This window comes from Rhodanobacter hydrolyticus (assembly GCF_044904645.1).
In genome coordinates this window covers 543,615-559,849 of the sequence record NZ_JADIKK010000008.1, presented here as the reverse complement: position 1 = coordinate 559,849, position 16,235 = coordinate 543,615, and the positions used below count along the sequence as shown (strand labels likewise).

At 54.1% G+C, this 16,235-nt stretch carries 10 protein-coding genes; 7 read left to right on the top strand and 3 right to left on the bottom strand.

Going from position 1 to position 16,235, the window contains the following annotated elements:
• Positions 1-5: 5 nt before the first annotated feature.
• Positions 6-734, bottom strand: coding sequence for a hypothetical protein (locus ISP25_RS04910; protein WP_404612136.1), 729 nt, complete (start codon positions 732-734; stop codon positions 6-8).
• Positions 735-1,026: 292 nt separating this feature from the next.
• Between ISP25_RS04910 and ISP25_RS04905 the strand changes: the two genes are divergently transcribed.
• From ISP25_RS04905 to ISP25_RS04895, 3 genes are read left to right on the top strand one after another with little or no spacing between them, the layout of a single operon-like run.
• Positions 1,027-5,940: a DEAD/DEAH box helicase gene (locus tag ISP25_RS04905; RefSeq protein ID WP_404612134.1), complete on the top strand. Its 4,914-nt coding sequence runs from the start codon at positions 1,027-1,029 to the stop codon at positions 5,938-5,940.
• A 32-nt stretch (positions 5,941-5,972) separates the two neighbouring features.
• Positions 5,973-7,238 (top strand): abortive infection family protein, encoded by a 1,266-nt coding sequence (locus ISP25_RS04900; protein ID WP_404612132.1) that lies wholly within the window; start codon positions 5,973-5,975, stop codon positions 7,236-7,238.
• A 2-nt stretch (positions 7,239-7,240) separates the two neighbouring features.
• Positions 7,241-8,242 carry a hypothetical protein gene (locus tag ISP25_RS04895; RefSeq protein WP_404612130.1) on the top strand — a complete coding sequence of 334 codons (1,002 nt, stop codon included), beginning with the start codon at positions 7,241-7,243 and terminating at the stop codon, positions 8,240-8,242.
• A 9-nt stretch (positions 8,243-8,251) separates the two neighbouring features.
• Here the strand turns inward: ISP25_RS04895 and ISP25_RS04890 are convergent, their stop codons facing one another.
• Both ISP25_RS04890 and ISP25_RS04885 read right to left on the bottom strand, forming a co-directional pair.
• The gene (locus ISP25_RS04890; RefSeq protein WP_404616271.1) at positions 8,252-9,514 is read right to left on the bottom strand and encodes a UvrD-helicase domain-containing protein; all 1,263 of its coding nucleotides are present in this window, start codon (positions 9,512-9,514) and stop codon (positions 8,252-8,254) included.
• A complete protein-coding gene (locus ISP25_RS04885) occupies positions 9,511-11,298 on the bottom strand; it encodes an ATP-dependent nuclease (protein WP_404612128.1) in 1,788 nt (595 codons plus the stop codon). The genes ISP25_RS04890 and ISP25_RS04885 overlap by 4 nt, the downstream gene beginning before the upstream one ends.
• A 380-nt stretch (positions 11,299-11,678) precedes the next feature.
• Between ISP25_RS04885 and ISP25_RS04880 the strand changes: the two genes are divergently transcribed.
• The 4 genes from ISP25_RS04880 (at position 11,679) to ISP25_RS04865 (ending at position 16,188) form a co-directional block, all read left to right on the top strand.
• Entirely contained in the window at positions 11,679-12,707 is a 1,029-nt protein-coding gene (locus tag ISP25_RS04880) for a hypothetical protein (protein WP_404612126.1), read from the top strand.
• A 473-nt stretch (positions 12,708-13,180) separates the two neighbouring features.
• Positions 13,181-14,470 carry a DUF6602 domain-containing protein gene (locus tag ISP25_RS04875; protein ID WP_404612124.1) on the top strand — a complete coding sequence of 430 codons (1,290 nt, stop codon included), beginning with the start codon at positions 13,181-13,183 and terminating at the stop codon, positions 14,468-14,470.
• Between the two features lie 65 nt (positions 14,471-14,535).
• On the top strand, positions 14,536-14,769 hold the full coding sequence (locus ISP25_RS04870) for a hypothetical protein (protein WP_404612122.1): 234 nt from the start codon (positions 14,536-14,538) through the stop codon (positions 14,767-14,769).
• Positions 14,770-15,657: 888 nt separating this feature from the next.
• The gene (locus ISP25_RS04865) at positions 15,658-16,188 is read left to right on the top strand and encodes a hypothetical protein (RefSeq protein WP_404612120.1); all 531 of its coding nucleotides are present in this window, start codon (positions 15,658-15,660) and stop codon (positions 16,186-16,188) included.
• The last annotated feature ends 47 nt before the right edge of the window (positions 16,189-16,235 follow it).

Sequence of the window (16,235 nt, the reverse complement as noted above, 5' to 3'; positions counted from 1 at the left end):
GGCGATTAGGCCTCTAAAACGGGTGGAAACAAGACCGAATCTCGCGTTGGTGAATAGCGAGCCCCCTGTCTTGCGGCAGCGGTAAGCTGCTTTACATCCCAGCCGGTCTTGGTCAGGTGTGCAATGACATCTTGGGTCAGTGGCACGGTGTCGTCTTGGCCGAAGACTTCGTCAAACTTGCGTTCGACTGATCTGGATGCCTCTAGGTAAGGGCGGAGCCGATCCAGTGGAAAGCCTGCGATAGCACGCGACCCAATTTCTGGATGCTCGGTTTCCACGATGAAGAATTCGCCGCGCAGCTCAAAGGTGCCGTCCCAGAGAATTTCAATCTTGGTCGGTAGATCTTTGATGTGTGCCTGCTGACGTTCGCCTCGCCAGACCAGGCAAATCGCCCGATCGTGCGTCGGTTCGAGTAGCCAGGCATCGCCTGTTCCTGTTGAGAAGAGAACGAAAGGCTGACTACGGGTCGCCTCAGGGCCCGTGCGCACGATCCGGACTTCTCCGGCCTGCTCAGCCCTGATGACGGCCTCTATTTCAGCTAGGAGACCTCGGGCGGCCTGGGTCCGCTCCGTCTCCTCGAGACACTTGATCACGTGGTTCCAGTGATCGTAGCCCGCACCCTGAGCAACCTGATCGAGCAGAGACACGTGAGAGCCCGCACCTTCGCGATGGAGGCGCTTGGCTTGCTTCTTGAGGTTCTTGACCTTAGAGGGGTAGGTCGGAATGAAATGCATGACTGACTCCTTCTGCGGGCAAACGCCAGGTGCTCACTGCCCAGATTCGCCACAGGAAGGGAATCAGACGAAGTCAGAGTGGATGTCGTCCCGCGAGGGTTTGCCAGGGTGAGCAGCAGGCGCCGACCGCGCCCTTGCTGAATATATCAAGGTGCTTTCAAAAATCTAGAGGTCCCGGCCAGGGGCTGGAAAAGTTGTTGCGTGGGATCCCAGGCCCCGCTCGGCATGTCAAAATGAACCAGATTGGCCGCCATGAAGGCGGTCTAAGTCATTGATGGGGATAGATGTTCCAATGAGCGCCTTGCATGATCTGCTCGACACCTACCGCAACGCTGCCCTCACTGAACGGGAGAAGGGCACCTACTTTGAAGAGCTGATCTGCGCCTACCTGCGGCATGAGGCGACTTACCAGGATCTCTACGAGCAGGTCTGGACGTATGCCGACTGGGCTCGGGAACAGGGGATGGACGCCCGCGACACCGGCATTGACCTGGTAGCAAAAACGCGGGGAATGGGAGAGTTCCATGCCATCCAGTGCAAGCTCTACGCCGAAGACTACAAGCTTCAAAAGGCGGATATCGACAGCTTCTTTACGGCGTCCGGCCGCAAGCCCTTTGTCCATCGTGTGATCGTCAGCACCACCAATGTGTGGTCGGACCATGCCGAAGATGCTCTGATCGATCAGCAAACGCCGGTCAGCAAGATTGATTTGTTCGCGCTGGAAAACAGCCAGATCGACTGGTCTAAGTTCAAGGCTCTGCACAAGGTCGAGCTGAAACCCAAGAAGAAGCTGCGCGAACATCAGGACAGCGCCGTGCGCGCCGTTCTCGATGGGCTTTCAAAGGCCGACCGCGGAAAGATGATCATGGCGTGCGGCACGGGCAAGACCTTCACCAGTTTGAAGATTGCCGAAAGCATGGCGGGCAAGGGCAAGCGCGTGCTGTTCTTGGTGCCGAGCCTGTCGCTGCTCTCTCAGACCCTCACGGAATGGACGCAGGAAAGCGAAACGCCACTGCACAGCTTTGCGGTGTGCTCGGACAGTGACGTGGGTAAGAAGAAACGCCGGAAGGAGGACGATGAGGTTCAAACCTTCGTTCACGAGCTACGTTATCCGGCGACCACGGACGCCCGCCGACTTGCCCAGGCGATGCAGGTACGCCACGACAGCGATCACATGAGTGTGGTGTTCAGCACCTACCATTCCATAGACGTCATCCACGACGCCCAGACCAACTTCGGCTTGGACGCCTTCGACGTGATTGTTTGCGATGAGGCGCACCGCACCACCGGCTACACCTTCGCCGACGATGACGAAAGCCACTTCGTCAAAATCCACGACGCCGACTTCATACATGGTGCGAAGCGCCTCTACATGACGGCAACGCCCCGCATCTTCGCGGACAGTGCCAAAGCCACGGCCGAGCGCGATGGCGTTGAACTTTGTTCGATGGATAACGAGGAGCAATACGGCAAGCAGCTCTACCTCATCACCTTCTCCGAAGCGGTTAAGCGTGAGCTTCTGGTGGACTACAAGGTGTTAGTGCTGGCCGTCGAGGAAAGCCACGTTAATCGCAAGCTGCAATCGCTGCTGGCGGGTGACGACAATCAGATCAAAGTGGACGATGCCGCCAAAATCATCGGCTGCTGGAAAGCCCTGGCCAAGCAGGGGTTGAACGATGACCTGGTCGGTGATCATGACCCCATGCAGCGCGCGGTGGCGTTTTGCCAGGTCATTGAAATCGCCAAGGGTTCGAAAACCCATAAGGTCAGTTCCAAAAACATCGCTGGTATGTTCAAGGCGGTAGTGGATGCGTATCAGGAGGCCGAAGAGATCGACCCCGCCTCCCGCCTCACCTGCGAAGCCGAGCACGTCGATGGCGGTATGAATGCCAGCATCAAAGAAGAGAAGTTGGAATGGTTGAAGGCAGACGTGCCCGAAGGCACCTGCCGGGTGCTCTCCAATGTGCGCTGCCTCTCGGAAGGCGTGGACGTGCCCGCGCTGGATGCCGTCCTGTTCTTGACGCCGCGCAATTCTCAGGTGGATGTTGTTCAGTCCGTCGGCCGCGTGATGCGCAATGCGCCAGGCAAGAAGCGCGGCTACGTCATCCTCCCTGTGGTTATTCCGGCGGGGGTCGAGCCGCACGATGCCCTCAATGACAACAAGACCTATGCGGTGGTATGGCAGGTGCTGCAAGCACTGCGTTCGCACGATGACCGCTTCGACGCGATGATCAATAAGCTGGACTTGATCGGGCAGGACTCCAAGAAAATGGAAGTCATTGCGATTACCGACAAGGTTCAGCGGAAGGTGGCACACGAAAAGGCCACCACGACCAACAAGAAAGCAGGGCGTAGCCAATTTAGCATCGGCGAGGCGGTCCCTCAGATTGGCGAAAAGGGTAATGCGGAACTCTCCTTTGAAATCGGAGAGATTGAAAAGGCCATCTACGCCAAGGTCGTCCAGAAGTGCGGCAACCGGCACCATTGGGAAGACTGGGCCAACGACATTGCCAAGATTGCCCGCACCCATATTGATCGCATCCACGCCATCATTGAAGACCCATCTCATACGAAGGAGCGAATAGCATTTGATGCATTCGCCAATGAGCTGCGGGACGATCTGAACGACAGTACCAGTGACGCGGAAATCGTTGAGATGTTGGCCCAACATCTGATTACCAAGCCGGTATTCGATGCTCTGTTTGCCGATTACAGCTTTGCTCAGAACAATCCCATGAGCAAAGCCATGCAGGCCGTGTTGGATGCCTTACAAGAGCACCGACTGGACAAGGAAGCAGATACGCTCGAAAGGTTTTATGAGAGTGTGCGTCAACGTGCCGAAGGAATTGATAACGCAGCCGGCAAACAGAAAATTGTGGTCGAGCTATACGACAAATTCTTCCGCAATGCCTTCCCCAAGATGACAGAGCGTCTTGGCATCGTGTATACGCCGATTGAAGTGGTGGACTTTATTATCCACAGCGTGGCGCATCTGCTTGAACGGGAATTTGGGCAAACCTTGGGCGATAAGGGTGTCCACATCCTTGATCCCTTTACCGGCACTGGCACCTTCATTACCAGGGTGTTGCAGAGTGGATTGATTACCCCGGAACAGCTGCCTTACAAATACAAGAATGAGATCCACGCCAATGAGATTGTGTTGCTGGCGTATTACATCGCAGCTATCAATATTGAGGCGGTTTACCATAGTTTGGTGGGGAGGGGGTATCAGTCTTTCGAAGGTATTTGTCTGACCGACACTTTTCAAATGTACGAGAGAGATGATCTTATTGATCAACTGCTCGTCGACAACAGCGCAAGGCGTAAGCGTCAGAAAACACTGGATATACGGGTGATCATCGGAAACCCGCCATATTCCATTGGTCAGAAAAGCGAGAACGACAACGCGGACAATGTGGCTTATCCAAGGCTAGATGAAAGCATTCGGGAAAGTTACGCGGCACGTTCTGGCGCTACCCTTGTAAAGGGGCTGTACGATAGTTACATCCGTGCAATCAGATGGGCCAGCAACCGCATAGGGGATCGCGGTGTTATCGGCTTTGTTACAAATGCAGGGTTTCTCGATTCTGGAACATGTGATGGACTTCGAAAGTGTCTGGTGAGCGAATTTTCCAATATCTACGTGTTTCATTTACGTGGCAATCAGCGCACTTCCGGGGACGTGTCGCGCCGAGAAGGTGGAAAAATTTTTGGCGGAGGAAGCCGCGCGCCTGTGGCAATAACCATCCTCTTGAAAAATCCTGAGGCTAAGCAGTCGGGCTTGATCAATTTTCACGACATTGGTGATTACCTAAGTCGAGAAGATAAGCTCTCGCGTGTAGCCACTTTTGGAAGCATTGATGGGATCTCATCAACAGGCGGGTGGCGCCTTATCACTCCTGATTCGCATGGGGATTGGTTGCGGCAACGCGATCATGGGTTTGAGCACTTGATTGCATTGGGCGACAAGAAGAGTGGCGAGAAAAAGCTATTCGACAACTTTTCATTAGGCGTTGTTACCAATCGAGATGCTTGGTGTTACAACGCCAAGAAGGTTGAGTTAGTGCGCAACATGGAGCGGATGATTGATTTTTACAATCAAGAGGTCGAACGGTTTCAGTCAGCATTTGGTGGTCTCGATAAAAAGCTACGGGAGGCGAAGATAGATAACTTCATCGATACCGACGCTTCGAAGATTAGCTGGACGAGATCATTGAAGCAGGAGTTGGTAAAGGGGCGAACGTTCGATTTCCAGCCAGATGGGCTTTCGATTGCATCGGGTAAGCCATTTAATAAGCAGTGGCTTTATTTCAATCGGCGGTTCAATGAAATGGTCTATCAGATGCCGCGCATATTTCCGTTCGCGGGAGCGGAAAATCGTGTGATTTGCGTATCATCGAACGGTGGGACTGTGCCATTCAGTGTGGCGATGGTCGACGTCATCCCTGGTCTCAAATTTGCCGGTGATGGAGGAACCCAATGCTTCCCGCTCTACCTCTATGGCGATACAGAAGAAAGTGGGGATGGTAACGCTCAGGTCGGTATGTTTACTGGCAAAGGTAGTGAAGATTGCACCCGACGCTATGCGATTACAGATGAAGGCTTGAAGTTCTTCAGTGACCAATTTTCAACGGCTGAAATCACGAAAGAAGACGTTTTTTATTATGTCTATGGTTTGCTTCATTCTGGTGATTATCGGGCACGCTTTGCAGACAACCTTTCCAAAGAGCTGCCCCGGATTCCGTGCGTAAATTCGCTGTCTGATTTTTTGGGATTCACGAAGGCTGGGCGAGAGTTGGCTGAGCTTCATTTGAATTACGAATCAGTTGCTCCCTATCCAGCGAAACTGGAAACAGGTGGGAAGGCGCTTTCAGACATCGATTACCGCGTCGAAAAGATGAAAGTTCCAAAAATTGGAAAAGAAAAAGACCTGTCTACCATGATTTACAACAGCGAGATCACGGTGAAAGACATTCCTCCGGAGGCCTATGACTATATCGTCAATGGCAGGGCCGCCCTGGAATGGGTGATCGATCGCCAGTGTGTGAAGCCAGATAAGGACAGCGGTATCGTCAACGACGCCAACGATTGGGCAATCGAGACAGTGAAGAATCCCCGCTACCCGCTGGAGCTCTTCCTGCGCGTGGTGACTGTAAGCCTTGAAACCATGAAGATCGTTCGGTCTTTGCCGAAGCTGGATATCTGAGTTCGAATTGCTTGGGGGCGACAGAGCAGGCAATGGACGACAAACAACTCGAAACAACGCTGGCAACGGTTCACGCCCTGCTACAAGCAGAAGGAGTTGAAGAGGCGGCGCATATCGTTCGAACATATCCGGCCAGAGCGGACCTAACCGGGTACGACAACTGGAACGGCGGAACGGATCTGTGGCAGGTCAGTTTTCAAGTGCCTGCCACCGAATATGCTCGCCTAGCTGTGCGACGGGAGCAGTTGGAAACGCAGATTACAGCTCGTCTCAAAACGCTTCTCGAAGACGAAACTGGTGATTGGTATGCCGCAAAGATCGTTCCAGCCAGGGAATTAAGGAAAGAGTGGCGGAGCGAGGCATCCAATTTGCCTAAGCAAGTTAGGCTCAATGTCATTGACGGGCTTAGATTAGAAAATGTTACGTGGTATGGAAAGCTCGATGACGTTGAATTTTTGAGTCGGCTTTATGACTTGAAGCAGCTGCCCTCCACCGACGATCGATTCAAGGACGCAGCGGGTGACATCTGGCAACACTGCGTAAATAACAATGATTGGGACCGGGATTGGGTGTATGTCGATCGTCGATTTCAGCTGGAAGATGGACCTGCCGATCTGTTCCTGCGGTTCCTATGCGAAATCGTTCACCCGGTTGTTCGCCCCGATCGTGATGAAGCCATAAAACTCGTTGCTCATTTTAATGATCAGCTCCGACCGGTTGGTTGGGAGATCATGGAAGTTGAGCTGATCGCCGGTCGTCCACGCTTTGCCTATCGGTCCTTGTCAAATGTTGGGCAGCGTGTTGTTTCCCGTGCTCGAACTGTGACGGACGCTTTGGACGCAGGCGCAATGGCGAAAGCAATTGAACGATTGGAGCGAGCTATTGAAACGGACCCTGCCTTGGCTATTGGAACGGCGAAGGAGCTTGTGGAGTCATGTTGCAAGACGATTTTGGTAAAGAAGGGCATTGAAGTAGGGAAGAGCGACGATTTGGGCGACTTGACCAAGAAGCTCTCAAAGGAGCTCCGTTTGGTTCCGGAAGGTGTCACCGATGAAACAAAAGGGGCGGAAAACATCCGGAGCATATTGAGGAACCTTACCCAGTTGACTAACCATCTGGCTCAGCTCAGAGGCCTTTATGGCACCGGACACGGAAGAGACGGCAAGCATCGCGGACTACAACCTCGACATGCTCGTTTGGCAGTGGCTTCCGCGGTCGCGTTTATAGATTTCGTTGCTGAGACCTATAAGCATCGGGAGCAGGAAGCCCAGCAGTCAAAGAGATCTGAGCGCAAATAGTGATGGTCACTGTAAAGATTGTGACTATGCCAGAAGATGGTGAGCGCCTCATCCATCAAGCAATTGCCGAGCTTGGCTGGGGTGCAGATCCGGAGGCCGTTGCTAAGCTCGTAAAGCGTTTAGAACGAGGGTTGCCAGCTGAGGACGAATTTTCGGTGATTTGTAGTTGGCTCGGTAAGTGCCAGTTACTTCACAAGCTCGACCAGCAACAAGTGCCCGCAACATCCAGGCAGATATTTCAGGTTCCGGACCTCTTGGCTAGGTTTACGACCCAGGTCAACGACCGTCCCGTTCTCATTGAAGTTAAGTCGAAGAATGAGAGAGTTCTTTCGTTTCGTCCAGATTACCTGGATCGCCTTTCGAACTATGCAACTCTCGTTGGAATGCCGCTTCTTATTGCCTGGAAGTTCCAGGGCGTCTGGACGCTATTCGAGGCAAAACATCTAAAAAAAGCGCGGACCAATTTTAATATCTCCTTGCAGGAAGCACTTCGCCAAAATCTTTTAGGTGCCCTGGTGGGAGATGTCGCATACAACATCGGGAAGGGAGCTGGAGTCCATTTCCGCATAAGGAAGAAAAAACTTCTTTCAATATCTGAGGTTGATGGAGAACACGTAGAAAACTGGGAAATGATGATGGAAGAGGTCAAGATTACTGACTTCAACGGCAACCAGAGGACAGATTTGACGGGGGAGGTGAAGTCTCTGTTCTTTGCTTGGGATCTAGAAGCTCGCCAAGAGCATGTGGAGCCAGACATATGGGTGCACTTCGTTGCAGAGAACGAAGGCATGCAGTTCGCCCATATGGCGCTAGTTCGACTCCTCCAATGGGAATCGTCAAACGAAGCTCGTCCCGATTGGCGTAGCCTGCTTGTCAAAAAGCAGGTCACCAGAAGCATTGCTGACTTTTCCGCCGTTTTAGAAAAAGCAATGGAACAGCACGTCGTTTATTACATATTCCGTGTGAGACCGCACGAGATGCCGGTGTTTTTGAGTGAACCCTGAGCTGCAGGATCATTTGAATGGTGGGCGATTCAGTGCAGCCTGGGCTTGCACGAGGACGAGGCACTTGGCTTTTGCTCTGGTGACAGCGTTGTAAAGCAATCGGCGAAGCTGGTCCGCATCCCCGCGGACGGCCGCCGGCCACAGCACAATGACCTGATCGAATTCTCGATTCTTGGCGCCGTGAATGGACATGGCTTTGATCCGTGTCCGATCACCGCGACCCTGCCGCCGTCGATGTGAGATGGACAGTGTGATCGCCTCCACAACCTGGTGACGAAGAAATTCGGTGCGCCCGAGTGTGCGGCGTTGTAGGTTTAGCCACTGGGTGATGTCTCGTTTGAGCAAAATATCGCCGATGGCTTCGAGCGCGGCAATGATTGCAGTCGAAGACGCGACGTCTGGCAATTCAAGCTTGGCTAGAAGCTCCTCACTCAGCTTGTCTTCGGCCTTTTCCCATGGAATTTGGTAGGGGCCATTTCCCTGCTTCGTTTTGTTGTTGCCTACCCAGGTAATAACATCATTTGCGAATTTGCCAATTGTTGGTGTGATAACGGCTATTCGCTGACCTTTACCATTCCACGCTAGTTCATTGGCCAGGTAGGTCCCTGCCAATGCTGCCTGGGCGGTGAGCTGAACTTTAAAAATCCTGTCAGATATGAGAGCTTGCCCCCCGCGCAGGGCTGCCGATGCGTTGAGCAATTCCTGAATTTTTGTTCGTTGGGGTTGGTCGAGTTCGACGATCTCAGCTTCAGCACGGAGCCATTCCCACGCTGGATTCGGGCGGAGGGTTTCATTGAGGCATTGAAACTCGTCCGCGGCGGCCAGCAAATGCATGTGCTGGCATAGTGCGATAATTACTGCGAGGCGATTCGGTGTCAGGTCCTGGGCCTCGTCCAGCACGAGGGCAGGGTAGGTGGCGGCGACCCATTGGCTGACATGCGACTGGTTGAGCAGTTCTGCGGCCGTATCGCAGATGGCCTCGTAATCCGACGCTTCCGGAAGCTTCTTGCCTTGATGGGCAACCAGGGCTTGCCACCGGCGGACGATCCGCCAGGCAAGACTATCTAAGGTGGCACATTCGTATCGCCGTTGTAGTCCCAGCACCCCAATGAGGCGTTCATCCAGCCGGCGCCGCGAACCATGCATGAAGGTAAGAGCGAGTATTCGCTGGTGGGGGGCCAGCGGGGTCGCTACCAAGTATTCACTCAAACGTTGCATGAGCTGGTGGGTTTTCCCACAGCCTGCGCCCCCGGAAAACGCGACCTTACTCACTGCTGAAAAACCCACGTTTTATCGCCGGCTTGCTTGAAACGATCGGAAGATTGGTTGGAACACGCTTTGGCTAGCGCCGCGAATAGGTCTGACGCGCGCTGGCGACATGCGGCGCTACTCGCAATAGCATCGGCTATGGCTTCATAGAGCACAATGTCGTTCTTCTTATCTTTCAGGCGAGCCACAATTCCGCCAAGATCCTTTGAAGGAAGGTTCGGAAGTTCACCGAGCAACGCCGTGATGGTGTTTTGCTCCCCATTCAAGATCCAAGAAACCGCATCTTCAATCGTTGTGCCATCTGTCCATCGAATGACCGCGGACGGTGGCGTTTTGGAACCATGAAGCGCCTTCGCGTATCCGATACCCGCGTCATCGCCATCGACGAGGCAACATACGTTGGGATGAAGCCGATGGAGGCGGTTCGACGTTTCCAACACCTGTGCGTCTTCCGTTGGTGCTACGCCAACTTCCAGAGCGAAGATCTGGGTCGCCAGGTCCGTCCATCCCTGGGTCAGCATCAACGGTTTCAAGATGGCTTTGATCAGGTGATAATCCGAGCGACCTTCGGTAATGAGTACGAAGGGATGCATAAGCGCGGCTAACACATCAGTGCGGGAATGCTGAAAGAATTTCCGCAGCCAATTGGGTGCATCGTGTTGTAAAGGAGCCAGCAGAAAGGGCTCGGCGGTCAATTGCCCATCGGTGTTACGCACCATCATCACCGACGTCGGATCCGCCAGCGACGCAATCAAGGGAGAGTGGGTAGTGGTAAACGTCTGCGAGGAGAGGGATTGGACACGCAGTACCAATTGCTGTTGTGTAGCAGGTGGCAGGTGAAGCTCTGGCTCCTCGAGCGCCATGATGAAGCCATCACCCGCCTGCGATCGTAACCGCCCGAGTTCAAGTAAGAGTAAAAGTCCTTGAAGCGAAATTAGGCCGTTTCCCTGACGAGAGACTGGAACATCATTTCCACCCTCAACCCCAAAGTGCGGCGCTACAGCGTCCAGAACTGAGCGACTATCCGTATTGGTCACTCGCAAACGAAGCGTGGGGGCCGATGGGATGCACCGCGCGACCTCCGCATTGACGCTGGCGATGAGCGGTGCAATTTGCGGATCTTTCTCAATTGCGGATTCGGGATTGCGGAGCCGGTCGCGCTGGGCGAGCACGGCTTCGGAGGGTTGCGCCGCAGCTGCTTCGACGGTTCGACGAAACAACTCACTCCCCCAGGAAAGAATTCGATCCCAGGTTCGACTGGCCCGCACGAGGAAGAAGCCGAAGTCTTGAATTAGTTTGGAAGGAACCGCGACAGGCGAATCTTCGACAAATGGATCTATCGGATTATCGTGGTCATGGAAGTATCGGACCGTTTCAACGGTCAATGTATCGCGATCAAAATAGGCCTGAGATCCAATTTGGCAGCATAGTTTCCAAGCGGGTTCATCCCGCGTTGGATTGACCTTTCCAGTCACCTCATCCAGCCATTTCGGAACTGCTCGACCGTCCCTAAACCAATCGATGTTTAGAGCTGGATCATCACCCGGGAAATCGGTGATGGTGGCGACGAGGCGAATGCGATCAGCCGGTTGCGGGTTGGAGCCGTGGAAGTCGTGTTCGGTAAGGTCGCGAATCAAACGATCGCGACCCAGCAAAAGCGTCAGCGCTTCAATGATGGTTGTTTTGCCGGCATTGTTGGAGCCGACCAAAACGGCATGCTTCTTGAATCGGATGTGGCCTTGGCGGACGCCCCGAAAGTTTTGGATATCCAGATCAGCAACGCGCATGAAGCTTCCCCATCGGTCATTTTGTGTCTGCTTTTGACTGCCTAACGGCGCGGAGACCGTCCTTAGGGTCTGTGGACGGGCTGCCGCCGTCTGTGACCAGCTCTATCTCCCCGCCTCAGAATCCCTTTGGGTTGGTGGCACACCGCGCGGGTCCCAGGAGGCGCCATCCTTCCTTTGCCTTTCATGTCTGCTCCTTGGATTGGTTCCTTGTGTCGCCAAGATACCGGAACGCTCCCACAGAGGCAGCAGGGCGCTCTCTCGGGGAGACGAGCAGCGGTTATGCTTTCGGGACCAGAAGGTCTTCATGCTGGCGGGCTGGGACCGATGTAGAGAGTTAATACTTACGAAGCAGGAGCCATTCGCTCTTGATAGGGGGATACATGACGTTGGTTTGCTGCTGGCTCGATAAGTCGTATGGCCAGAACAAGATTACCGCGCTCGCGGATGCGAGGGCAGCGGATTTGGGAGCAGATGGTAAATGGACACCTCGAACCGAACTGACCACGAAGCTCTATAAGGTTCCGATGGCTTGCTATTCCATTTCCAGCCTCAATCCAGCAGTCGGCGGATGGGACAGTCCGTACTACACCACCGAGATAGGTATCGGTTTTGCGGGGTATTGCTTCGAAGCCATGTCCATTATCGCGCTGTTTAAGCGCTTCGTTGGGACCTTAGTCGCCTATCCGGATTCAGACAGTAACGTTGAACCTGAAATCGATGATCAAGCCCCGACACCTGAGCCGAAAAAGCTTGTCGACATCTTGATGGCTGTCATCGACGGCTGGTTTAGTTCAAGCAGATCGGATCAGCATGTAGAGTTCTTGCTGTTTGGGTTCTCGCCACAGAACGGCCATCCTTGGTGTGCTCAAGTCGAACGCATTAAGGGAGGCACGGCGAGGTTGGTTTTAGTGGAAAATACGTTGCAGGAATACAGTGTTTTTTCCATTGGCGACGCGGGGCATGGCGATAAATTCAAGCAAGAAGTTGAGGACATCTTAGGCCGAATTCGGAAGCAGTCCGACGGGATTAATGCGGGCGGCGATATAAATGAGCGATTGGATAATGATCTAGAAAAAGCTCGTCTCCATTTAGCCTCTCGGAAGACTGTGGAGCAGGCGGTGATCAATGAGATTAATAACGAATTTCGGGAGACGGTCGGTGGAGTGCTTCAGAAAATGGAGATATACGCTGTTGAAGTAAACCGAGCGGTTGCGGGATTTACGCGTGATAGCAAAGATTTCAATATCGACATGCTTCCGGCTGCTGCGGATCGGCTTGGTTATATTCCCATCTTGCAAAACATGGGGCGCGTTATGCCGGTGATGGATGTGAGGTCCTTAGCGGAGGCTCGTGTTCCTGGAGACGCAAACGAAGATTTTGGTTCGATGCCCGAAGGGGGACTAACATAGCTAGGGCAACGCAGTTGGCGCGCCGATTGGCACTTTTAACGCGCTAGTCCTTGGTTTTTAGGTATAAATTTGGGTACAAATGTCAGTTGTCAATTTTATTTTGTGTTAAAATTCAATAGCAAACGAGTTTATGCGGGTCTCCCCTTGGCACCAATCGAAGTTTCAGGAAGTCTCATCGAGACTCATGAAACGCACTGAACCCCGCATCTGCGGGGTTTTTTGCGTCTGTAGTATTCCCGGGGTCTCTGGGAGTCTTATCACTTTGTGTATGCTCTTGTGTAGGGTTGTCCATTTCGTACACAAGGCGGTCCCTGAATGCCAAGGCTCGCGAAGCCTCTGAACGAATTGCAGCGACGTCCCCCCGTTTTGAGTAGCACGGCGATTTGGAGTCCAATCCCCATCCGAAGGAGATTGGACTCCAAACCGTCCAGCTACTCAAAACTGGGGGACGTCGGTGCCTTTTGAGGGACGGGATGATCACTACACTTGCCGACGTTTTACGCGCGCTTCAAGCTGCCGAAGCAGCGCGGCTAAAGGCTCAGGGAATCTCGCACGGACCAACCATTGGTGCGATGTACGAAGGTTTGACGAGGGACATTATGGAGCGCGCGGTTCCTCCGTTCCTGAGCCTGAGCGTTGTCAGTGGCTTTATCGAGGGGAGTGGAGGAGGTCTTAGTAGCCAGGTTGACCTTATGCTTGTTCGCGGGCAAGGGCGGAAAATTCCTTACACCGACAATTACATTTGGCCAATAGAAGATGTGTTGGTCGTCTTTGAGGTCAAAAAGACGCTGCTTGGCGACGAACTACTGGATGCGTTAGCTAAGATGTGGAAGGTTTGTGACCTTGCTCGAGAATGCAAGAACGCAGGCGGTTATTCGGAAAACAACCTCTCATTCGCGCGGAAGACGTTCGCAAGATTGACTGGTCACAACCCGCTGCTTCCCGATGTTCACCTTCTTCCTGAATCCCTTCAACTCGTCCATTTCTGCACCTTGATGGAGAACGTCTTTCCTGTGCGGGTGATTCTTGGCTATGAGGGCTACAAGAGCGAGGAGGCGCTTCGGAAGGGAGTCGACAGAGTACTGTTTGAAGATCGCGCACGTGGGAATAATCGGGGTTTTATATCCCTGCCGTCACTTGTCATGTGTGGTTCCTCGTCCATTGTAAAGCTCAACGGATTTCCATATTTCAACCGCCACGCGGACTTCTCAGACACTTGGGACGTCATGGCGTCTAGTTCGGACAACCCGACGAAAGTGTTGTTGGAATTGGTTTGGACGAAAATCTCTTCGGAAGCTAACTTGAAGCTTCCAATGGACGATACGCTGGCCCAAGAACGAATGTCCTTGTTGTTTCGGTTCAAGTATATCGATGATGTTAGGGAAGGGCGGCGTGTTTCTGGTTTTGACGTCGAGTCATTCGCGCAAGTTCCTCTAACAAAGGATCGGCCAATTGCAGCCTGGTCACCAGAGTCAGGCAACGAGCTTCTGGCAATTATTCTGTTGCAAGCCGTCGAGCACGGCGCAGTCGGCTTGGAAGATGCTTGGTATCAGGACCTCTGTGCTACGCACAACGCAAATCCTGAGTCCGTTCTGCTCGACTTGGTTCGACAAAGAACTATGGCGTGGATCAACGCGGAAAGAAGTAGGGCGGCCCCTATTGAGCGTGAGAATCGAATCGTGTTGATGCCGGACGGAAGTGTTGTCGTTTCCGACAATCCAAGTCTTCTGGATTTGTGGCTTCGAAAAGATGATGGAGAGTGAAAGGTCAAGCTCTTAGGATTGACTTGGCCCAGCACCTTTCAGCATAAATGGTGACGCAGAGAGCGGTGGCTCCAACACTAGAGCCACCACATTTCGTACGTGTTGACGATTACGTTTGGCTTGGGTATTCCTTCCACCTCAACACCGTGCCGCAGATCACCAGGCAGTATTTCGATGCGATCCGTGCGCCGCAGAAGGCCTACGTGCTCGTGCCACGCACCGGGCACGATCCCAACGCGGCAATGGTCGACGCCCAGTACAAATTGTTGATCGAGCGCGTGTTGCCGTTAACACGATGAGTGAATCGGCGTGACTGGGGCGGCCGAAGTGACGGCAACCCGCCGGGGAAAGGTATTCATCGCCCGGGGCAGCGGCAGATATGACGTCGGACCTCGCGTCACGCGACACACATCGACAGGTGTCCCGGCACCTCGGCTGCAAATCGAGCAGGCACGGAGGGTCTGGTGGCTCCTCGTCGATGCACCTTGCCCCCGAACCGTTGCAATTCCCTTGCCCGGTTCACTGGCCCGCGAAAGAGGCCTTTCATTTGGGAAGGACGCCAATGCTGCACAACTCGTCTGCATCGCGCGCGAGGCGGGTTTTTCAAAACGAGCCCCATGCAAAGTCGGTGGTTGACGCTACCATTCCGGCAACGCCGTCATCTTGCCCACGATCCGAGACCGATTGAATGACCTCGACAGACCAAAAAACGGTCGGTGCTGACCAGCCATCCCATACTGGCCACATGCCCAAGCCCTTGCCGTGCGACCTGGACGGCGAAGCCACTGACTGCGCCGAGGGACTGGCGCGCGAGGAAGCGCTGCGCGGGTCAACGCTTCGCACGCCGCGCTGACGGGCATCGCGCACGGGAAGGGGCACCTTGGGGAATTTTCCAAACGAGCCTTGAGAGGCTGCGCCCTTGCTCGCCTTTCGATGCCCTCGTGGCGCCAACACATAGTCCGATAACGTCCAACAGCGACAGAAGGACTGGAGAAAAAGGCCCGTCCCTTCGGCGCGTTCTTTATTGCCTGTTCGGCTGATGGGGGCCATGCATATCCGCTGCAATCTTCCGCTGGATGGGGCATTCCTGGGGGCGCAGATGTGGGACGCCCCGTGATGCTTGTGGAACCTCTGATGCGTACTCACACGACCATACGCAAGGTCGTACATCGCCATAGAGAAAAGTTGTGGACATAGACCTCGACCTTGCGAATCGCCTTGGATTTCCTCGTCCGCAATACACGGCCGTCGAGAGGGAACGCCGCTGGCTATGTCGCTACATTCCGCAAGAGCGGATCGTGAGTACAGAGGCGATTACGGATCTTTATGTCACGGGTTCCCGTCTCCGACTCCGCGAGGCGCGCCCGGTGGGTGAGGGCACGCCCCGGCTGCGGCTTACGCGCAAAGCGGACGTGGATAGGCACACGAGACTGATCACGTCGATCTACCTGCCGGAAGACGAGTTCGCGATCCTCGCTTCCTCATTGCCCGGGAGCCGGATCAGGAAGCTGCGGCACAGGCTCGATGCGATCGGCGGCGTCACGATGTCCGTGGATGAATTTCAGGGAGACCTGGCTGGGCTTCTTCTGGCCGAAGCGGAATTCGAGAATCCGGAGCACCTGGCCTTGTTCAGCGCTCCGGATTTTGTGGCACGTGAAGTGACGGACGATCCGCGATTCACCGGTGGCTATCTCGTCAGGCACGGCATTCCGACTTGAACCGCTGCGGTGACGGGCTGCGCAGACGCGCGTGCGGAGGCGGCATG

Bases quoted from the DNA above. Each gene is read 5' to 3' on its own strand.
- ISP25_RS04875 (WP_404612124.1), top strand. From the start codon at position 13,181: ATGATCACTACACTTGCCGACGTTTTACGCGCGCTTCAAGCTGCCGAA.
- ISP25_RS04885 (WP_404612128.1), bottom strand. From the start codon at position 11,298: ATGCGCGTTGCTGATCTGGATATCCAAAACTTTCGGGGCGTCCGCCAA.
- ISP25_RS04880 (WP_404612126.1), top strand. From the start codon at position 11,679: ATGACGTTGGTTTGCTGCTGGCTCGATAAGTCGTATGGCCAGAACAAG.
- ISP25_RS04895 (WP_404612130.1), top strand. From the start codon at position 7,241: ATGGTCACTGTAAAGATTGTGACTATGCCAGAAGATGGTGAGCGCCTC.
- ISP25_RS04900 (WP_404612132.1), top strand. From the start codon at position 5,973: ATGGACGACAAACAACTCGAAACAACGCTGGCAACGGTTCACGCCCTG.
- ISP25_RS04905 (WP_404612134.1), top strand. From the start codon at position 1,027: ATGAGCGCCTTGCATGATCTGCTCGACACCTACCGCAACGCTGCCCTC.
- ISP25_RS04910 (WP_404612136.1), bottom strand. From the start codon at position 734: ATGCATTTCATTCCGACCTACCCCTCTAAGGTCAAGAACCTCAAGAAG.